Genomic DNA, 15,734 nt, shown 5'->3' on the forward strand with positions numbered 1-15,734 from the left:
GTTCCACGCCGGCACGCTTCAGGCCAGGCGCTCGAACAGCACCGGAATCACCGGCTCTGCCCGCCCTGCCCCTGCCGCCGCCACCGCACCGCTACAGCTTGTGCGTCGACAACAGGATGCTGGTCTCCGTGTTTGAAATGCCCGGAATGGCGCGAATGGCATTCAACAACTGGTCGAAAGCCTCCAGCGTGTCTGCACGCAGTTCGGCCATCAGGTCCCAGCGGCCGTTGGTGGTGTGCAGGGCCACCACGTTCGGATGGCCGCGCAGTGCACGCCGGACCGCCTCGCCGTGGTGGCCCTCCACCGCGATGCTGGTGATCGCGCGGATGCGGTGCCCTTCGGCCTCGGGCTTCAGACGCACCGTGTAGCCGACGATGGTGCCCTCGCCCTCCAGTTTGCCGATCCGGTTCTGCACGGTCGCGCGTGCCATCCGCAGCTTCTTGGCCAGTTCCACCACCGGCGTTCGGGCGTTGTCACGCAACAGAGAGAGTAGTTGGCGATCCGTATCGTCCATGAATGCCCATTTTGATAACCTGTGTTGGCAAAATGTACGCTTGTACCGTTAAGTTGGCAAGTTGCACACTTCAATCTGGCATCTCCTCACGGGACAATCCGGCCATGGCGACGGCACCCGCCGCCCTGCAGCCTTCGAGGAAAAACCATGACCCGCTTTGTCGACGTTCCCACCATGTCTCGCCTGATCCAGGCGATCGGCGTTGAAACCTTCATTGGCGAACTGGCCGATGCCATCCGCGACGACTTTGTGCGCTGGGCCGATTTCGACAAGTCGGCGCGCGTGGCCAGCCATTCCGACATCGGCGTGATCGAGCTCATGCCGGTGTCGAACGCCAAGAACTACGCCTTCAAGTACGTCAACGGCCATCCGCGCAACACGGCGCAGGGTCTGTACACCGTGATGGCCTTCGGCGTCCTGGCCGACGTCGAGACCGGCTATCCGGTGCTGCTCTCGGAGCTCACGCTCGCCACGGCGTTGCGCACCTGCGCGACCTCGCTGATGGCCGCGCGCGCCTTGGCACGCCCCGGCGCCCGCCGCATGGCGCTGATCGGCAATGGCGCGCAGAGCGAATTCCAGGCGCTGGCGTTCCACCACCATCTGGGCATCGAGGAGATCGCGGTGTACGACGTCGACCCGCGCGCCACCGACAAGCTGGCGCGCAACCTGTCGGCCTGGCCCGCGCTGCGGATCCTGCGCGCCGACTCCACCGCGCAAGCCGTGCGCGGCGCCGACATCGTCACCACGGTGACGGCCGACAAGGCCTACGCCACCATCCTCACGCCCGCCATGATCGAGCCGGGCATGCACATCAATGCGGTGGGCGGCGATTGCCCCGGCAAGACCGAATTGCACGCGGAGGTGCTGCGCGGTTCGCGCGTGTTCGTGGAGTACGAGCCGCAGACGCGCGTCGAGGGCGACATCCAGCAACTGCCGGCCGATTTCCCGGTGGTCGACCTGTGGCGCGTGCTGGCCGGCACCGCGGCCGGCCGTCAGAACTCGGAGCAGGTGACGGTGTTCGACTCGGTCGGCTTCGCGCTGGAAGACTATTCGACGCTGCGCTACGTGCTCGAGCAGGCAACCCGGCGCAAGCTCGGCGTGGACGTGGAACTGGTGCCCGAGGCCGACGATCCGAAGGACCTGTTTCGCCACACCCGTGCCGGCGGCGCGCGCGCGGTGATGCGCCGCGTCGCTTGACTTCTGCACCGGGAAAACAGCCATGCCCAGCATTCGCTCCATCCAGGCACCTCACGCGGTCGTCATGATCCGTCCGCATGCCTTCACGCCGAACCCCGAGACCGCTGCCGACAACAGCTTTCAGACACCCGCGGAAGAAGCGGCGGAAGAAGCCATCGCACAAGCGGCCTATGACGAGGTGACGGCCGCTGCGCAGCGCCTCGAGATGGAGGGCGTGCGCGTCCACCTGTTCGACGACGACGGTCAGCGCGACACGCCGGACTCCGTGTTCCCGAACAACTGGTTCTCCACCCATCCCGGCGGCCATGTGGCGATCTACCCGATGTACTCCCCGAGCCGCCGGCGCGAACGCCGCGCGGAGGTGATCGAGATGCTGAAAGCCGAGTACCGCGTGCAGGACGTGATCGACTATTCCGGCCTGGAGCAGGATGGCCTGTTCCTCGAAGGCACCGGCGCGATGGTGCTGGACCACGTCGCCCGCGTGGCCTATACGGCGCGATCGAACCGGGCCGATCCAGTGGCACTGGAGCGTTTCAGCACGCACTTCAACTTCGAGCCGATCGTGTTCGACACCGCCGACGCGGCCGGCCGGCAGGTCTATCACACCAACGTGCTGATGTGCGTCGCGACCGAATTCGCGATGGTCGGATTCGACTTGATTCCGGATGCGCAGCGTGCGTCGCAGGTGAGGGCGCGACTGGAGGAATCAGGGCGCGAGGTGATCGCGCTCAGCAGGGCGCAGGTTGCAGAGTTCGCGGGCAACGCGATCGAACTCTCGGGCCGGGAGGGCCGAATCCTGGCGCTGTCGAAACGCGCCCACGACAGCCTGGACAAGGCACAGAAGGCAGCCATCCATCGGTCGGCACGCCTCGTGCCGCTCGCAGTCCCGACCATCGAAATGGCCGGCGGTTCGGTGCGCTGCATGATCGCGGGCATTCATCTCGCTTCTCGGCGTCCCGAGGCCCGATGCGCCAGCCAGTTTTCACGAAATTGATATCTAGCTGGACTCTGCCAGGCGAGATTGCTTGCCCAAGTGCTCCTGCAGAAACTCGATGAAGCGCTGCGTCTTCGCGGGCAGCAAGCGAGTTTCGGTCAGCGCGTAGACGGGCGTCGATTTGCCCTGCCAGTCAGGCAGTATCCGGCGCAGCCGACCGGCCGCCAGGTCTTCGGCGGCGATCTCCTCCGGCAGCAGTATCAGGCCCAGATCCAGCGTCGCCAGGCGCCGGAACATGCCGACGCTGTTGACAAGAAACCGCCCCCCCACTTCGACCTCGACGGTTTCCGCGCCACGATGCAGTGACCATGGGCCTGCCTTGGGAAAACCCAGGCACTCGTGCTGCGCCAGGTCACTGGGGTGCCTTGGCTCGCCGGACAGCTCGAGGTAGCGGGGCGAGGCATAGACCTGCACCGACAGGCGGGCCAGCAAGCGGGCGACCAGATTCGAGTCCGCAAGCTCGCCCATGCGGATGGCGACGTCGAACGGCTCGCTGACCAGGTCGACGCGCCGAGGCGTGAGGTCGAATTCGAAAGTGATCCCCGGATAGCGGCCAGCGAACTCCGCGATCAAAGGCGCCATGTAGATCGTGGCGAAGTCGACCGGCAGCGAGGCGCGCAGCACACCGCTGGGCTGCGCCAGCATCTCACCGAGCTGCTCGTGAGCGAGCCGTGCTTCGTCGACGATGCGCCTGCAGCGCTCGTAGTAGAGCTGCCCGGCTTCGGTGAGCTCGACCTTGCGCGTCGTGCGATGCAGGAGCCGCAGGCCGATGGCCTTCTCCAGGGCGCTGATGCGGCGGGACAGCGTCGAGTTCGGTACGCCTGTGAGCTCCGCCGCACGACGAAAGCTCCGCGTGTGGGCGACCTCGACGAACAAGGCCATGTCGTTCAGCAGCTCCATCTCGATTGCGCCATTTTTGGATCAATGAATGCCAATCTACCACCTTTATCTCTCCAGTAGATTAATCGAAGATCCGTCCATCGCATTCGCAAAACGCCGGCTTCCCCTCTCCTCCTTCCCCTCGCATTCAAGGAATTCACCATGCGTCAACTGCTCACCCCCGTTCGAATCGGCCGCCTCATTGCGCCGAACCGTCTCGTCATGGCGCCGATGACCCGCTCGCGCGCCGATGGCGACGGCGTTCCCAGCGACCTGACAGTCACCTACTACGCCCAACGCGCCAGTGCGGGTCTCGTCATCTCCGAAGGCGTGTTTCCGTCTGCGATGGGCAAGGGCTACGTGCACACGCCCGGCATCGAAACCGAGGCCCAGGCCGCCGCCTGGAAGAAGGTGACCGAGGCCGTGCACGCCCGCGGTGGCCGCATCTTCATGCAGCTGATGCATTGCGGCCGGGTGTCGCACCCCTCGCTGCTCGACGGCGCGACGCCAGTGGCGCCTTCGGCCATCAAGCCCGAGGGCCAGGCGTGGACACCTGCCGGCCAGGTCGACTTCGTCACGCCTCGCGCGCTGAGCATGGCCGAGATTGGCGCCGTGATCGACGACTACCGCCAAGCAACCCGCCGCGCCATCGACGCGGGCTTCGACGGCGTGGAACTGCACGGAGCCTCGGGCTACCTGCCCGAGCAGTTCCTCTCGTCGGGCAGCAACCAGCGCCAGGACCCGTACGGCGGATCGGTCGAGAACCGCGCCCGCTTCGTGCTGGAGGTGCTGGCTGCGATGGTGGCGCAGGCCGGGGCCGACCGGGTCGGCATCAAGATTTCGCCGGAGATGAACTACAACAGCATCAGCGATGCCGCGCCCCAGGAAACCTACGCCTATCTTGTCGACCAACTGCGCGGCCAAGGCCTGGCCTATCTGCATGTCGCCCTGTTCGGCACGAAGGTGGACTACCACGCGCTGCTGCGCCCGCGCTTCGACGGCGCCTACCTGATCGGCGGCGGGCTGACCCAGGACAGCGCCGAAAGCGTGCTGGCCGAGGGCAAGGCCGACGCCACCGTCTTCGGCAGTGCCTTCCTTGCGAACCCCGATCTGCCGGAGCGCTTCCGCGTGGGCGCGTCGCTCAACGCAGCCGACCGCAATACCTTCTTCGCGCCGCCGACCGACAAGGGATACACCGACTATCCGACGTTGGCGGTCACCGAAGCCGCCTGAAGGCCACCGGAGCCAGGAAGAGCAGACCGCCATGACCACCATCGCCCGCATGCAGCGCGCCAACCGGGGGAGCCATTTCCGGGCCTACCGCCTGCATGGCTCCGATCCCGCGCAGCTCGATCCCTTCATGGGCATCGACCATGCCTGGATGAGCGCCCCCACCTTCCCGCCGCATCCGCACGCCGGCTTCTCCGCGGTGACCTACCTGTTCCTCGATTCGGAGACGGGCATTGCCAACCGCGATTCACAGGGCAACAGGACGTTGATCGAGCCGGGCGGCCTGCATTGGACGGCTGCAGGGCGCGGGGTGGTCCACGAAGAGAACCCCGCGGTGCCGGGGAGCACCACGCACCTGCTGCAAATCTTCGTCAACCTGCCTCGGGACCGCCAGAACGCGGCGCCGTTCGCGCGGACCCTGGCCCCGCAGGACGTGCCGATGGTGCAGCGCCCCGGTGTTCGGGTCCGCGTCCCGTTGGGAAGCTTTGGCGGCGTGCGCTCGCCGCTGACGCCGCCGACCGACGTCACCTTGCTGGACATCTCGCTGGAGGCAGGCGCTGAACTGGAGCTACCGGTGGCCGCCGGCCAGCACGCCTTCGTGATGCCGATCTTCGGCAGCGCAGAGGTCAATGGCGAGAGCTTCAGCCTCGACAACCTCAGTGTCCCGATTCTTTCTGCCGCGACCAAAGCGATGACGCACAAGCTCGCCGCCAAGGCTGGCGGGGCGAAGGTCGCCGTGTTCATCGGCGAGCCGCTGCACCAACCCGTGCTTTCGAACGGGCCGATGGCTTTTGCGAGCCAGCAGAGCCTGACCGCGGCAACCGCCGCTTACCAACGTGGCGAGATGGGAAGGCTGTAAGAGGCCGCCACGCACCCAGGGCGTTGCCCCAATTCACTACCGAGGAGCTCCATCATGAAAGTTGAACGATTCACCGCCGAGAACTCTGCCTTGCTGCTGATCGACCATCAGGTCGGCACGATGCAACTGATCAAGAACATCGACAAAGGCCTCGCCGCCAAGCAGTCGATTGCGCTGGCCAAGATGGCGAAGATTCTCAATCTGCCGGTCGTGATCACGTCCAGCCAGGAAGAACGCGCCCAAGGCCCGATTCTTCCGGAAGTCGCCGCGATCCTGCCCGACGCGCACGCGGCGCGGGTCAAGCGCCCTGGCGTCGTCAACGCCTGGGCTTACCCTGGCTTCCGCAATGCGGTGCTCGCCACGGGCCGCCAGAATCTGATCATGGCGGGCGTCACCACCGACGTTTGCCTCATCTTCCCGGCCATCGACGCCGCGCTCGAAGGCTTCGCCGTCCAAGCTGTGATGGATGCTTCCGGATCGCCCAGCCATCTCTCTGAAGAGTTCTCGCGTCAACGCATGCACGATGCAGGCGTCGTGCTCACCGCCACCAACACGCTGATGGCAGAAATCGCACAGGACTGGTCCACGCCGGCCGGACAGCAGCTGATCGGTTTGCTGTTCACCGATGTCTTCCCGGCCCTTGGCGCCGGCATCGCTTGAACCCGAAACCACAACATCCTATTGACTGAAACGCACGGCGCTTCGGTCAATGGATCAGCGCATGCATTCCCGGATGATCAAGACCACGGGCAACGATTGCACCAGACGCTCCACTGGCCCGCTATGCCGGCCATGTCGTGTGGCGCGGCCTGATCGACGAACAAGCGCTGGCGCGCCCTGTGCCCTGGCCGTCGAACGGCGGACGGCCACCTGGTGTGAACACTCGGACGCGGCGCGATCGATGCAGATGTCCGTGAAGACTTGATTGCGCTCAGCGGTTGGCGCTTGGCGCTTTGGCAATCGTGGGCGACGCTGCCCACGTCGTTTCGCCGATGACAGGACGCGGTTTCGCAACAGCGGTGGAGGATGCGGCGGTGCTGGCCCCTACGCTGGCGCACCGGAGCGCAATGGAACCCGTTGCCGCCGCTCTGGCCCGCTACGAGGCGGCGCGATTGACCTTCGTTCGCGCGCTGGTTACCCATTCAAGGCGGATCAGCGCCGACTATCTTCGCTATGCGGCCGCAACCTGATCAGACCCTAGACCCAACGCCGAACAGCTTCGGCTGTGTCGCTCGGCTTCGTGTTGAAGCAAAGCCGGGCGGCCGGCGCGTGTCGATGCACCACGTTCACCAGCTTCTCGAAAAGGAGGAAATAGGCGGGTAGGGTACGGATGCCGGCGCCAATCACCACGCAGTCGAACGGCTTTTCAGACAGCCTTCGGGCGACCACGGCTTCTGCCGTGCTTCCGAGGTCGGTCAGACACAGTTCGGCTTCGTAGCCCAGATCGGCAAGCCTTGCCTTGTCGGCATCGAGCCCGGCCCGCACCTTTGCTGCGTTCATGTCCGGCATCGTGCTGAAGTCAACAAGCTCCGGCTCCAGGCCGATCACCAAGATCTGCTTCTTTTCCATTGACATCTCCTCTGGAACTGGACGATGTGCAAGATCGCCATCGGCCGGCGAAAGATTTCAATCTGCGCATTATCAGGTCCCGCGCGGCACGGACACGTTCGCCGGCGCCGCAGTCGATCCCGGGCTTGCGCCCATGCCTTGCACCGAGGCCGACCGGTCGTGATGGATCAGCAACACCGCGATCATGCCGACCACCGCCGGAATCGCGATGGCGATGAAGTTCTGCTGCAGCGGCAGGTTCATGCCAACCAGCACGCCGATCAGGATCGGCGCCAGGATCGCTCCGCTGCGGCCGACACCCAATGCCCACCCGAGACCGGTGGACCGCACCGCCATCGGATAGAACTGTCCGGTATAGGCGTTGGCCACGATCTGCGTTCCGATCGTCGATGCGCCGGCCAAACCCACGAGGATGAACAGCACCGGTGTCGGCATCTTGTACCCCAGCAATGTCAGCGAGACCGCGGCCAGCGCATACATGCCAGCGAGCACGTACTTGATGTGGAACCTGTCGGCGAGCCAGCCGCCCCCGATCGCGCCGATCATTGCACCGCTGTTCAACACCAGTACGAAGGTCAGCGCCGAGCCCAGGCTATAGCCGGCACTGGCCATCAGCTTCGTGAGCCAGGAGCTCAGCGCGAAGACCATGAACAGACACATGAAGAACGCGATCCAGAACATGACCGTGCTGAAGCCGCGACCTTCACGGAAGAGGTGCTTGATGGGCGCGCTGTCGGCCTTGTCTGCTGCCGGCACCAGGAACCGGTCGGTGGCCAGCGGCTTGTAGCTCGGGTCGAGCCTCGAAGCGATCTGCTTCAACGCTTCGGTTCGGCCCTTGGCCAGCAAGAACGGCATCGATTCCGGAACCGATTTCAGGATGAACGGAATCAGAAGCACCGGCAGGCCCGCCGCGAAGAAGACCGATTGCCAGCCGTAGATCTCGATGAGACTCTTGCCCAGGATCGCCGCGATGATTCCCCCGACCGCATAGCCGCTGAACATCAGGGTGACAAGGGTCGCGCGGATCTTCTTGGGGGCGTATTCGGTCATGTGCGCAACCACGTTCGGCATCACGCCGCCGATACCGAGCCCGGCAAGGAAGCGCATCACGCCGAAGGTGACGGGATCCTTGGCCAGGCCGGCTGCGGCAGTGAAGATGCTGAACAGACCCACGCACAAGACGATGGCCCAGCGGCGGCCGATCCTGTCGGCGATGGTGCCCAGGAAGATGGCGCCGAACATCATGCCGAAGAGCGCCGAGCTCACCATGAACCCCGCATGGGTCGCGTCGACGCCCATGTGGGACATGATCGACGGCAGCGCGATGCCCACCACCGACAGGTCATAGCCGTCGAACACGATGATCAGTGCGCACCAGAGCAGCACGAGCCTGTGAAAGCGGTTGAAGCGGGTATCGTCGGCCAGCTTGTGAAGGTCGATTTGACGCATGGCTTTTGTCTCCGATCGAATGGGAAGAATGGCTTGTCACGGCCTGAACATCGGTGCGCGATCTCGCAGCGAGGGTTGCCTGGCGACGCCGCAAATGATGGAGACCACGGCTTGACGGGTCCAACGCATTTTTCGGATAGGCCCTATGACGGCTGGAAATGTTGGGGCGGGTCTTCCCACCCGTGCCGCCCTGCTCCACCATGCGCTGCGCGAATGCGCGCTATCACCGATTTTCGTTAGACCGCGCCGCGAGGCACCCGTAGATTCGCCAATCAGGAAGGTGCCGCTGTGGCGCCGCCATGAAATCAAGCATTTGCGCCTCGCGTCGCACGAAGGAGATGGGCATGCAAGGAAAGATCGGGCTCGAGGAACACTTTGCGATTCCCGAAACGCTGCAGGATTCGGCTGGCTTCGTGCCTGGAGCCTACTGGAGGGAACTCAGCGCTCGCCTCCTCGACATCCATGAAGGCCGGTTGCGCCAGATGGACGAGCACGGCATGGAGATGATGATCCTCTCGCTGAACGCGCCTGCCGTTCAAGCGGTGCCCGATCCGAAAAAGGCCTGCGAGCTTTCGGTCCGGGCCAATGACTTTCTGGCTGAGCAGGTGGCCAGGCGACCCGACCGCTTCCAGGCATTCGCCGCCCTGCCGATGCAGGATCCTGAAAAGGCAACTCGGGAACTCGAGCGGTGCATGACCGAACTCGGTTTCCGCGGCGCGCTGGTCAACGGGTTCTCGCAGGTCGGTACGCCTGACAACGTTGTCTACTACGATGCACCGCAGTACGCATCCTTCTGGGCTGCGGCGGAGCGGCTCGACGCGCCGTTCTATCTGCATCCACGCAATCCGTTGGCAAGCTGGGCGCAGATCTATGAAGGTCACCCGTGGCTGCTCGGCCCCACATGGGCGTTCGCCCAGGAAACCGCGGTCCACGCCCTGCGCCTCATGGCGAGTGGCCTCTTCGATCGCCATCCTGGTCTCAAGATCATCCTGGGCCACCTGGGCGAAGGGCTTCCCTACAACATGTGGAGAGTCGATCACCGCAATGCCTGGGTCAAGGCACCGAAGGGCTATCCGGCCAAGCGCAAGCTTTGCGACTACTTCCACGAGAACTTCTACCTCACCACGTCCGGCAACTTCCGCACCCAGACGCTGATCGACGCGATGCTGGAAGTCGGATCGGACCGGATCCTTTTCTCGACGGACTGGCCCTTCGAGAACGTCGACCACGCTTCGGACTGGTTCAACCACGCAAGCATCAGCGCGGCCGACCGGAAGAAGATCGGCCGAACGAACGCGTCGTCCCTGTTCAAGCTCGATCTGTCCTGAACCGGCGCTGAAATGAAGCTCACCCCCGAAGCGCCTTGCGGCGCCTCCCCCTCAAGGGGGCAACACCAGCGGCCCGGCAAAGCCGGTTCCGCGGTGTTCCTGGCCTTTGATTGCGCCGGTTTCATGCGTCGTGGGTCGCGCCGGGCGCGGTGGAGCAACTGAAATGAAACACCCTCCGAAGAAATTCGGTTCCGCGGTATCCCTGGTATCGGACTACGCCGGTTTCATGTGTCGCAGGTCGCGCCACAGCGCGGTGGAGCGCTGAGATGCAGGCGAATGTCGGCCAGATGTTGGAGAGACTCGGTCGTCACCCGTGGCGCCCGGCACACCTGCATTTCATGATCAAGGCTGCGGGCTACGAAACACTCGTCACGCACGTGTTTCGATCAGGCGGCACCTATCTCGACTCGGACGCTGTCTTCGGCGTGCGCTCCTCGCTGATCGCCGACTGGCGGCGGCATGGGCCGGGCCTGGCCCCCGACGGCACACGCATGGAAGTCCCCTGCTACACGCTGGAATACGACTTCGTCCTGAACAACGCGGCGAAGGAATAGCGACGTGGAGATCTTCAAGCGCACTCCTTCTGCACGTGTGCCGCCGCTGCCGGTCGTGATCGCTCATGGAACAGACCGAAGATCAGCTCTCGCAACCAGCGATTTCCACTGTCTTGATGAAAGCGGTCGTGCCACTGCTGACGAATTTCGAAGGGCTCGACCTCGAATGGCGCCTCGACGGCGTGCAGATCCGTGCGGGATCCCGCCATCGCCATGGCGAGGCGAGCCGGCGCGGTCAGCAGCAATCCCGATGTGGCGACGATCGACGACAGGCCCAGCGAGTGGGCGGCGGTCAGGACGACACGGCGCTGATCGAGGGCACCGGCTCGATCCAGTATCTGCCGAAGTCGAGAGTCGGTCGTTCCTTGGGGCCGATACGCGATGTGCTCCGCCGCGAGGTAGTCGTCGAGCGTGATGCGCCGGCGAGTGCCCAGGCGAGACGCCTTGGCCATCAGGACGACGAATGTCTCATCGAACAGTCGCTGCTGGTAGAACGAGGGTCCCATGAGCTCCCAGCTGCCCAGCGCGATGTCGATTTGCCCATGGAGCATCCGCTGCCTGGCTTCGGCCATCGAAACATCCACGGTTTCGAAGCGGACTCCGGGCGCAATGCTGCGTGCGACCGAAAGCAGCTCGGACATCATGACCAGTTGCCCGATGTCGTTGACTGCGATTCGAAACGTGCGGCTCGAGGTTTCCGGCTCGAACGTTCTGCCTTGGTCGATGGCCTGCACCAGGCAGGCGATGCCTTCCTCGATGGGAGCGATGAGGCGCTCGGCGGCAGGCGTGGGGACCATGCCGTCCGCGGATCGAACGAACAGTGCGTCGTTGAAGCGTTCGCGCATGCGCTTGAGGGCATTGCTCACCGCGGACTGCGTCATGCCGAGGCGGTCGCCCGCGAGCGTGACGCTGCGCGTGGCATAGATCGCCTGAAACACGAGGAAAAGATTCAGATCAATGGAGTTGATGTTCACCGCGTCGTCTCCGGTCTTTTCGTTCGAGCAGGGCTCGGGAAGCCGTCACTCGTTGTCCAGCACTGCCAGGTTGTCGTAGACCATCCGAAGCATGTCCCGAAGGGACTCGGCTTGCACGGGGGTCAGTCCGGACAACGACACGCGCTCATAGACCTGTGCAAGTGGAATGATGCGCAGCGTCAGATCGCGCCCTGCCTCGGTCAAACTGAGCGCGAGGGCGCGGGCATCCTCGTCCGATCGATCCCGCACCAGCAGGCCGCGCTGCAGAAGACCGTCGACCACGCGCGAGAGCGTGGAGGCTTCGGTCGATGTGTGCAATGCCAGATCGGAGAGTCGCTGATGCGCCTGATGGTGCAGGGCGACGCAGACCCGCCACTCGGTCAGCGAGAGCTTGAATTGCTTGAGCTCTCGGCTGAACGACTGCCCCATTCTGGTTCCTGCACGTGCAAGCAAGTACGGAATGGCCCGTTCCAGGTCGTGATTCGGCACTTTGTCTGCAAGCGCAATCGAATTGCTGAGCACGACAGCACCTGCTCTACGCTGCCCCATGGGCACCACCGCCGATGTGTTTCTCTTGGCCATGAGGGATCTTACAAGCGAATATTGTCACCGATATAGCGTAAACCCTAGGCACTTATTAATTGCATTTGCAATTGTTATGAGATTCAATCGAGGCCTCTGGACTGAGATACACCCTACCTTTTGGAGACACTCGTGACCGACGCCGCAACCCTGTTCGCACAACTCAACCAGTTCGACCTTCCCACCGTGGGTCGGAAGTCGCCAGTCAAGGGCGCTCCGTCCATCGAGAAAATAGTTGCGTCCGCAAATGAACTGGTTCCAATGCTTCGCCTTCGGGCCCAACGGACCGAGCAGGACCGCCGGGTCTCCGATGAGACGACGCAAGCATTCCATGACGCAGGCTTCTTCAAGCTGATGCAGCCCGCGCGCTACGGCGGCTACGAATTCGGATTCACCGCCTTCATCGATGTGGTGAGCGAACTCGCTCGCGGCTGCACTTCGTCGTCCTGGGGCTGCTCCCTGGGCGCCATCCATCAGTGGCTGGTCGGGACATTCCCGGAGGAAGCCCAGGACGACGTGTGGCGCAAGGACCCCAATGCGATCGTTTGCGGGTCCTATGCACCAGCAACGATGGCCGAGAAGGTCGAGGGCGGCTACCTGGTGCAGGGCAAGTGGCTCTTCGCCTCCAACGTGGACAACTCCCAGTGGGCGCTGCTCGGCGTTCAGTTCCCTCCGGAAGAAAAGGGCGCGCCGCCCAGCGCGGGCTTTCTTCTCGCACCGCGCACCGACTGGGCGATCGAGGACAACTGGCACGTGGCTGGCCAGGCGGGGACGGGATCCAAGGCGGTCGTCATCGACAAGCCGACCTTTGTTCCGATACACCGCAAGCTGAGCTTCGCGGAGGCGTCCTCGAACTGCCCGCCTGGCTCGAAGGTCAACGTGAACCCGATCTACCGCATCCCGTTCCTGTCCGCAGTCCCCGTGTGCCTCGTCTCGCCGATTGTCGGAACCGCGCAAGGCGCCGTCGACGAGCTGATCGAGCTGGCCGGCTCGCGCGTCACCCGGGGAGCGGTGTCCGGAGGGGGAAACAGGCTGAGCGAGTTCTTCCCGGTGCAGTCTCGTCTGGCCGAAGCGTCGGCGAGCGTCGACGCGGCGCGGCTGCTCCTCTACCGTGATACCGCGCAGGTCGAGCAGATGGCGGCCGATGGCCGAATCATCAGCATCGAACAACGTATTCGCAATCGCCGCGACCATGCCTTCGCCGCACGGCTCTCGCGCGACGCCGTCGAAGCGGTTTTCGCCAGCGTAGGCGGCGCGGGCCTGGCGCTGAACCAACCGATTCAGCGCATGTGGCGCGACACGAACGCCATCTCGCGCCACATCAGTCTCAACTGGGACGCGGTCTCGTCGATGGTCGGGCAATACCTGCTCGGCCTCGAGCCGAAGGGCCAGTACTGAGCGGAGCATCGGCCATGTACTCCTGGGCTCTCATCACGGGCGATGCGGCCGACACGGTCGACGCCCGCCAGTTGCGTCAGGCACTCGGCGCCTTCCCCACGGGCGTGTGCCTCGTCACGACAGCGGCGCCTGACGGCAAGCGCGAGGGAATGACCATCAATTCGTTCGCTTCGGTATCGCTGGATCCGCCATTGATTCTCTGGAGCATCCGCGACGACACCCGCAGCGCCGACGTGTTCATTGCCGGGCGATCCTTCAACCTCAGCGTGCTGACTGCAGACCAGCGCGATCTGGCTTGGCACTTCGCGAAGCCCGCCGCGGACAAGTTCGAGCGTTTCTCCGAAGCATTCGAGGTCGGCCCCAATGAATGCCCGCGGCTCGTCGAGAGCGTCGCGACCTTCGAATGCTCGACGTACTCGCGCCACCAGGAGGGAGATCACACGATCATCCTCGGCCGCGTCGAACGCTTCTCGCGGACCGATACGCCGCCTTTGCTCTTCCATTCCGGGCAGATGGGATCGCTCTGGCAACTCGCGGAAACCCTGGCACGGCCCCGATAGCCCGCACCAGGTGTCCGGCAAGTTTCCGGGCACTCAGGCATAGAGCCCAGCGATCGCCTGGGTCAGACGATTCGGGTTTCGAGCGCGCCAAGACCCTGGATCCATACTTTCGTCACGTCGCCGCGCTTCAGGAAGGTGCCGGTTTCCATGCCGACACCCGCGGGGGTTCCGGTCAGGATCACATCGCCGGGATACAGGTCGGTGCGCTCGCTCAAGTGGGAGACCTGCTCCGCGACGCTGTACAGGTGGTTGCGCGTGTTCGAGTCCTGGCGAAGCTCGCCGTTGACCCACAGCTTGATGTCGAGGTCCTCCGGCGAGCCGACGAACTCGGCCGGCGTGAACACCGGCCCGAGAGGACACGATCCGTTGAAGCACTTGTGCCCGATCCAGTCGTATCATGCCGCGGCAGTCGAGAAGGTGCTGGCAAGCCCTCACGTGAAGGCCAGGGTCGTGCTCAGGGTTCACAGCTTCCTGTGCGCAGGCCCCGTCGTGGCGCGCTACGATGCCAGGGCGCGAGAACCCGCACACACTGCCTCTTCCCACATGCAGCTGACTTCCCCGACTGCGACCCATTCCGGCCTGGACCGGGAATTCGATGCCGATCGCTGGCACGCACTGGCGTCCGGGACGACGGACGAGCCGTGGCACACCTTGCCCGGACACATGCACCGCTCGAGCATCGGTCGGCCCTGGAGCGGCCTCGTCGTGTGGCACCAGGTCGGCCCGCTGGGAGACGTCTACGTTCCACCGGTGAGTGCCCACACCATCCTTCTGCGCCGCTCCACACCCACCGGACTGTTCCAGCGCCAGGGAAACGCAGTTGCGCAGACACGCTGGCAGCCGGGCGAGGCGATGGTCGTGCCGGCGGGGCTGCCCAGCTTCTGGCGCAGCACCGCCAGACGCGACAACATCATCATCAACCTCGCGCCCGCGTGGCTGCAGCGGGCCGCGGGCGGCGACGTCCACCTGGAGAGCTGCTTCGGCCGCAGCGACCCGGTGCTGGCCGGTTTCGCTCAAGTGCTGCTCGGCTCCCTCGACAACAATATCTCCCTGCATCCGGCCTTCGGCGAGAACCTTGCACTGGCCCTTGCGTTGCACCTGCTGGAGAACTACGCCAGCCACGCGCTGCCGCAGAGTTCGCACGCGTCTCTTTCGAAGCGGCAGATGACGCGGCTTGCCGAGGCGGTGGCGGCCGCCCTGCATGAACGCTGGCCGGTGGCCCGGCTGGCCGAACTGGTGGGGCTGAGCCCGTTCCATTTCTCGCGCACATTCAAAGTGTCCTTTGGTACCACGCCGCACGCGTGGTTGAACCTGCAGCGGATGGAGGCGGCCGCCCGTTTGGTGCACGGATCGCGGATGCCGCTGGCGGACGTTGCCCAGGCGACCGGCTATCCCTCGGCTGCGCACTTCAGCCAGGCCTTCCACCGCCATTGGGGCGTCACGCCCTCCGCCTACCGGCGCTCGACTTAGGGCCTGTTCACACTATTTCCGGGGTCGCGAAGGCCTGCCAGGACGGGCCAATCAAGGCGCGCGACGCGGCATGTGCGTTGGCACATGCAAGGCGTTGGCCTTGCAAGCGGGGGCAACGCCGCAAGCGGGGGCAACGCCGCAGACGGCCCCTTGGCCCGGCAACCCGCAGGGAAGGCC

Annotated in this window: 18 protein-coding genes; 11 read left to right on the forward strand and 7 right to left on the reverse strand. The window is 64.5% G+C overall.

Annotation, left to right across the window (positions count from 1 at the left end; genetic code table 11):
• Nucleotides 1-91: 91 nt before the first annotated feature.
• Nucleotides 92-514: an Lrp/AsnC family transcriptional regulator gene (locus AC1DYD_RS35305; protein WP_478177386.1), complete on the reverse strand. Its 423-nt coding sequence runs from the start codon at nt 512-514 to the stop codon at nt 92-94.
• A 147-nt stretch (nt 515-661) separates the two neighbouring features.
• On the opposite strand from AC1DYD_RS35305, the gene AC1DYD_RS35310 reads away from it, so the two are divergent.
• Nucleotides 662-1,711, forward strand: coding sequence for an ornithine cyclodeaminase (locus tag AC1DYD_RS35310; RefSeq protein WP_478177387.1), 1,050 nt, complete (start codon nt 662-664; stop codon nt 1,709-1,711).
• A 22-nt stretch (nt 1,712-1,733) separates the two neighbouring features.
• The gene (gene ctlX, locus AC1DYD_RS35315) at nt 1,734-2,705 is read left to right on the forward strand and encodes a citrulline utilization hydrolase CtlX (protein WP_478177388.1); all 972 of its coding nucleotides are present in this window, start codon (nt 1,734-1,736) and stop codon (nt 2,703-2,705) included.
• A 3-nt stretch (nt 2,706-2,708) separates the two neighbouring features.
• On the opposite strand, the gene AC1DYD_RS35320 is transcribed toward ctlX, so the two are convergent.
• Nucleotides 2,709-3,605: a LysR family transcriptional regulator gene (locus tag AC1DYD_RS35320; protein ID WP_478177389.1), complete on the reverse strand. Its 897-nt coding sequence runs from the start codon at nt 3,603-3,605 to the stop codon at nt 2,709-2,711.
• Nucleotides 3,606-3,746: 141 nt separating this feature from the next.
• Between AC1DYD_RS35320 and AC1DYD_RS35325 the strand changes: the two genes are divergently transcribed.
• The 4 genes from AC1DYD_RS35325 to AC1DYD_RS35340 all read left to right on the forward strand — a co-directional run bounded on the left by AC1DYD_RS35325 (nt 3,747) and on the right by AC1DYD_RS35340 (nt 6,863).
• Nucleotides 3,747-4,817 carry an alkene reductase gene (locus AC1DYD_RS35325; protein WP_478177390.1) on the forward strand — a complete coding sequence of 357 codons (1,071 nt, stop codon included), beginning with the start codon at nt 3,747-3,749 and terminating at the stop codon, nt 4,815-4,817.
• Between the two features lie 31 nt (nt 4,818-4,848).
• Nucleotides 4,849-5,673, forward strand: a complete 825-nt coding sequence (locus AC1DYD_RS35330) for a pirin family protein (protein ID WP_478177391.1) — start codon at nt 4,849-4,851, stop codon at nt 5,671-5,673.
• 54 nt (nt 5,674-5,727) lie between these two features.
• Nucleotides 5,728-6,333, forward strand: a complete 606-nt coding sequence (locus tag AC1DYD_RS35335; RefSeq protein ID WP_478177392.1) for an isochorismatase family protein — start codon at nt 5,728-5,730, stop codon at nt 6,331-6,333.
• Between the two features lie 278 nt (nt 6,334-6,611).
• Nucleotides 6,612-6,863, forward strand: coding sequence for an FAD-dependent monooxygenase (locus AC1DYD_RS35340; RefSeq protein ID WP_478177393.1), 252 nt, complete (start codon nt 6,612-6,614; stop codon nt 6,861-6,863).
• A 7-nt stretch (nt 6,864-6,870) separates the two neighbouring features.
• Here the strand turns inward: AC1DYD_RS35340 and AC1DYD_RS35345 are convergent, their stop codons facing one another.
• Both AC1DYD_RS35345 and AC1DYD_RS35350 read right to left on the reverse strand, forming a co-directional pair.
• Entirely contained in the window at nt 6,871-7,242 is a 372-nt protein-coding gene (locus tag AC1DYD_RS35345; protein WP_478177394.1) for a hypothetical protein, read from the reverse strand.
• Nucleotides 7,243-7,314: 72 nt separating this feature from the next.
• The gene (locus AC1DYD_RS35350; RefSeq protein WP_478177395.1) at nt 7,315-8,691 is read right to left on the reverse strand and encodes an MFS transporter; all 1,377 of its coding nucleotides are present in this window, start codon (nt 8,689-8,691) and stop codon (nt 7,315-7,317) included.
• 344 nt (nt 8,692-9,035) lie between these two features.
• On the opposite strand from AC1DYD_RS35350, the gene AC1DYD_RS35355 reads away from it, so the two are divergent.
• Both AC1DYD_RS35355 and AC1DYD_RS35360 read left to right on the forward strand, forming a co-directional pair.
• Nucleotides 9,036-10,019, forward strand: a complete 984-nt coding sequence (locus AC1DYD_RS35355; protein ID WP_478177396.1) for an amidohydrolase family protein — start codon at nt 9,036-9,038, stop codon at nt 10,017-10,019.
• Between the two features lie 266 nt (nt 10,020-10,285).
• Entirely contained in the window at nt 10,286-10,573 is a 288-nt protein-coding gene (locus tag AC1DYD_RS35360; RefSeq protein ID WP_478177397.1) for a dioxygenase family protein, read from the forward strand.
• Nucleotides 10,574-10,587: 14 nt separating this feature from the next.
• Here AC1DYD_RS35360 and AC1DYD_RS35365 read toward each other — a convergent pair whose 3' ends face one another.
• Both AC1DYD_RS35365 and AC1DYD_RS35370 read right to left on the reverse strand, forming a co-directional pair.
• A complete protein-coding gene (locus AC1DYD_RS35365) occupies nt 10,588-11,547 on the reverse strand; it encodes a LysR family transcriptional regulator (RefSeq protein ID WP_478177398.1) in 960 nt (319 codons plus the stop codon).
• 45 nt (nt 11,548-11,592) lie between these two features.
• Nucleotides 11,593-12,096 carry a MarR family winged helix-turn-helix transcriptional regulator gene (locus AC1DYD_RS35370; RefSeq protein ID WP_478177405.1) on the reverse strand — a complete coding sequence of 168 codons (504 nt, stop codon included), beginning with the start codon at nt 12,094-12,096 and terminating at the stop codon, nt 11,593-11,595.
• Between the two features lie 165 nt (nt 12,097-12,261).
• Between AC1DYD_RS35370 and AC1DYD_RS35375 the strand changes: the two genes are divergently transcribed.
• Nucleotides 12,262-13,527, forward strand: a complete 1,266-nt coding sequence (locus AC1DYD_RS35375; protein WP_478177399.1) for an acyl-CoA dehydrogenase family protein — start codon at nt 12,262-12,264, stop codon at nt 13,525-13,527.
• Nucleotides 13,528-13,541: 14 nt separating this feature from the next.
• Nucleotides 13,542-14,087 (forward strand): flavin reductase family protein, encoded by a 546-nt coding sequence (locus AC1DYD_RS35380; RefSeq protein ID WP_478177400.1) that lies wholly within the window; start codon nt 13,542-13,544, stop codon nt 14,085-14,087.
• A 62-nt stretch (nt 14,088-14,149) separates the two neighbouring features.
• On the opposite strand, the gene AC1DYD_RS35385 is transcribed toward AC1DYD_RS35380, so the two are convergent.
• The gene (locus AC1DYD_RS35385) at nt 14,150-14,431 is read right to left on the reverse strand and encodes a fumarylacetoacetate hydrolase family protein (RefSeq protein WP_478177401.1); all 282 of its coding nucleotides are present in this window, start codon (nt 14,429-14,431) and stop codon (nt 14,150-14,152) included.
• Here AC1DYD_RS35385 and AC1DYD_RS35390 point away from each other — a divergent pair.
• Nucleotides 14,424-15,557 carry a helix-turn-helix domain-containing protein gene (locus AC1DYD_RS35390; protein ID WP_478177402.1) on the forward strand — a complete coding sequence of 378 codons (1,134 nt, stop codon included), beginning with the start codon at nt 14,424-14,426 and terminating at the stop codon, nt 15,555-15,557. The two genes, AC1DYD_RS35385 and AC1DYD_RS35390, sit on opposite strands and share 8 nt — an antisense overlap.
• Nucleotides 15,558-15,734: the final 177 nt, after the last annotated feature.

Source organism: Variovorax sp. P4_B11, assembly GCF_056402355.1.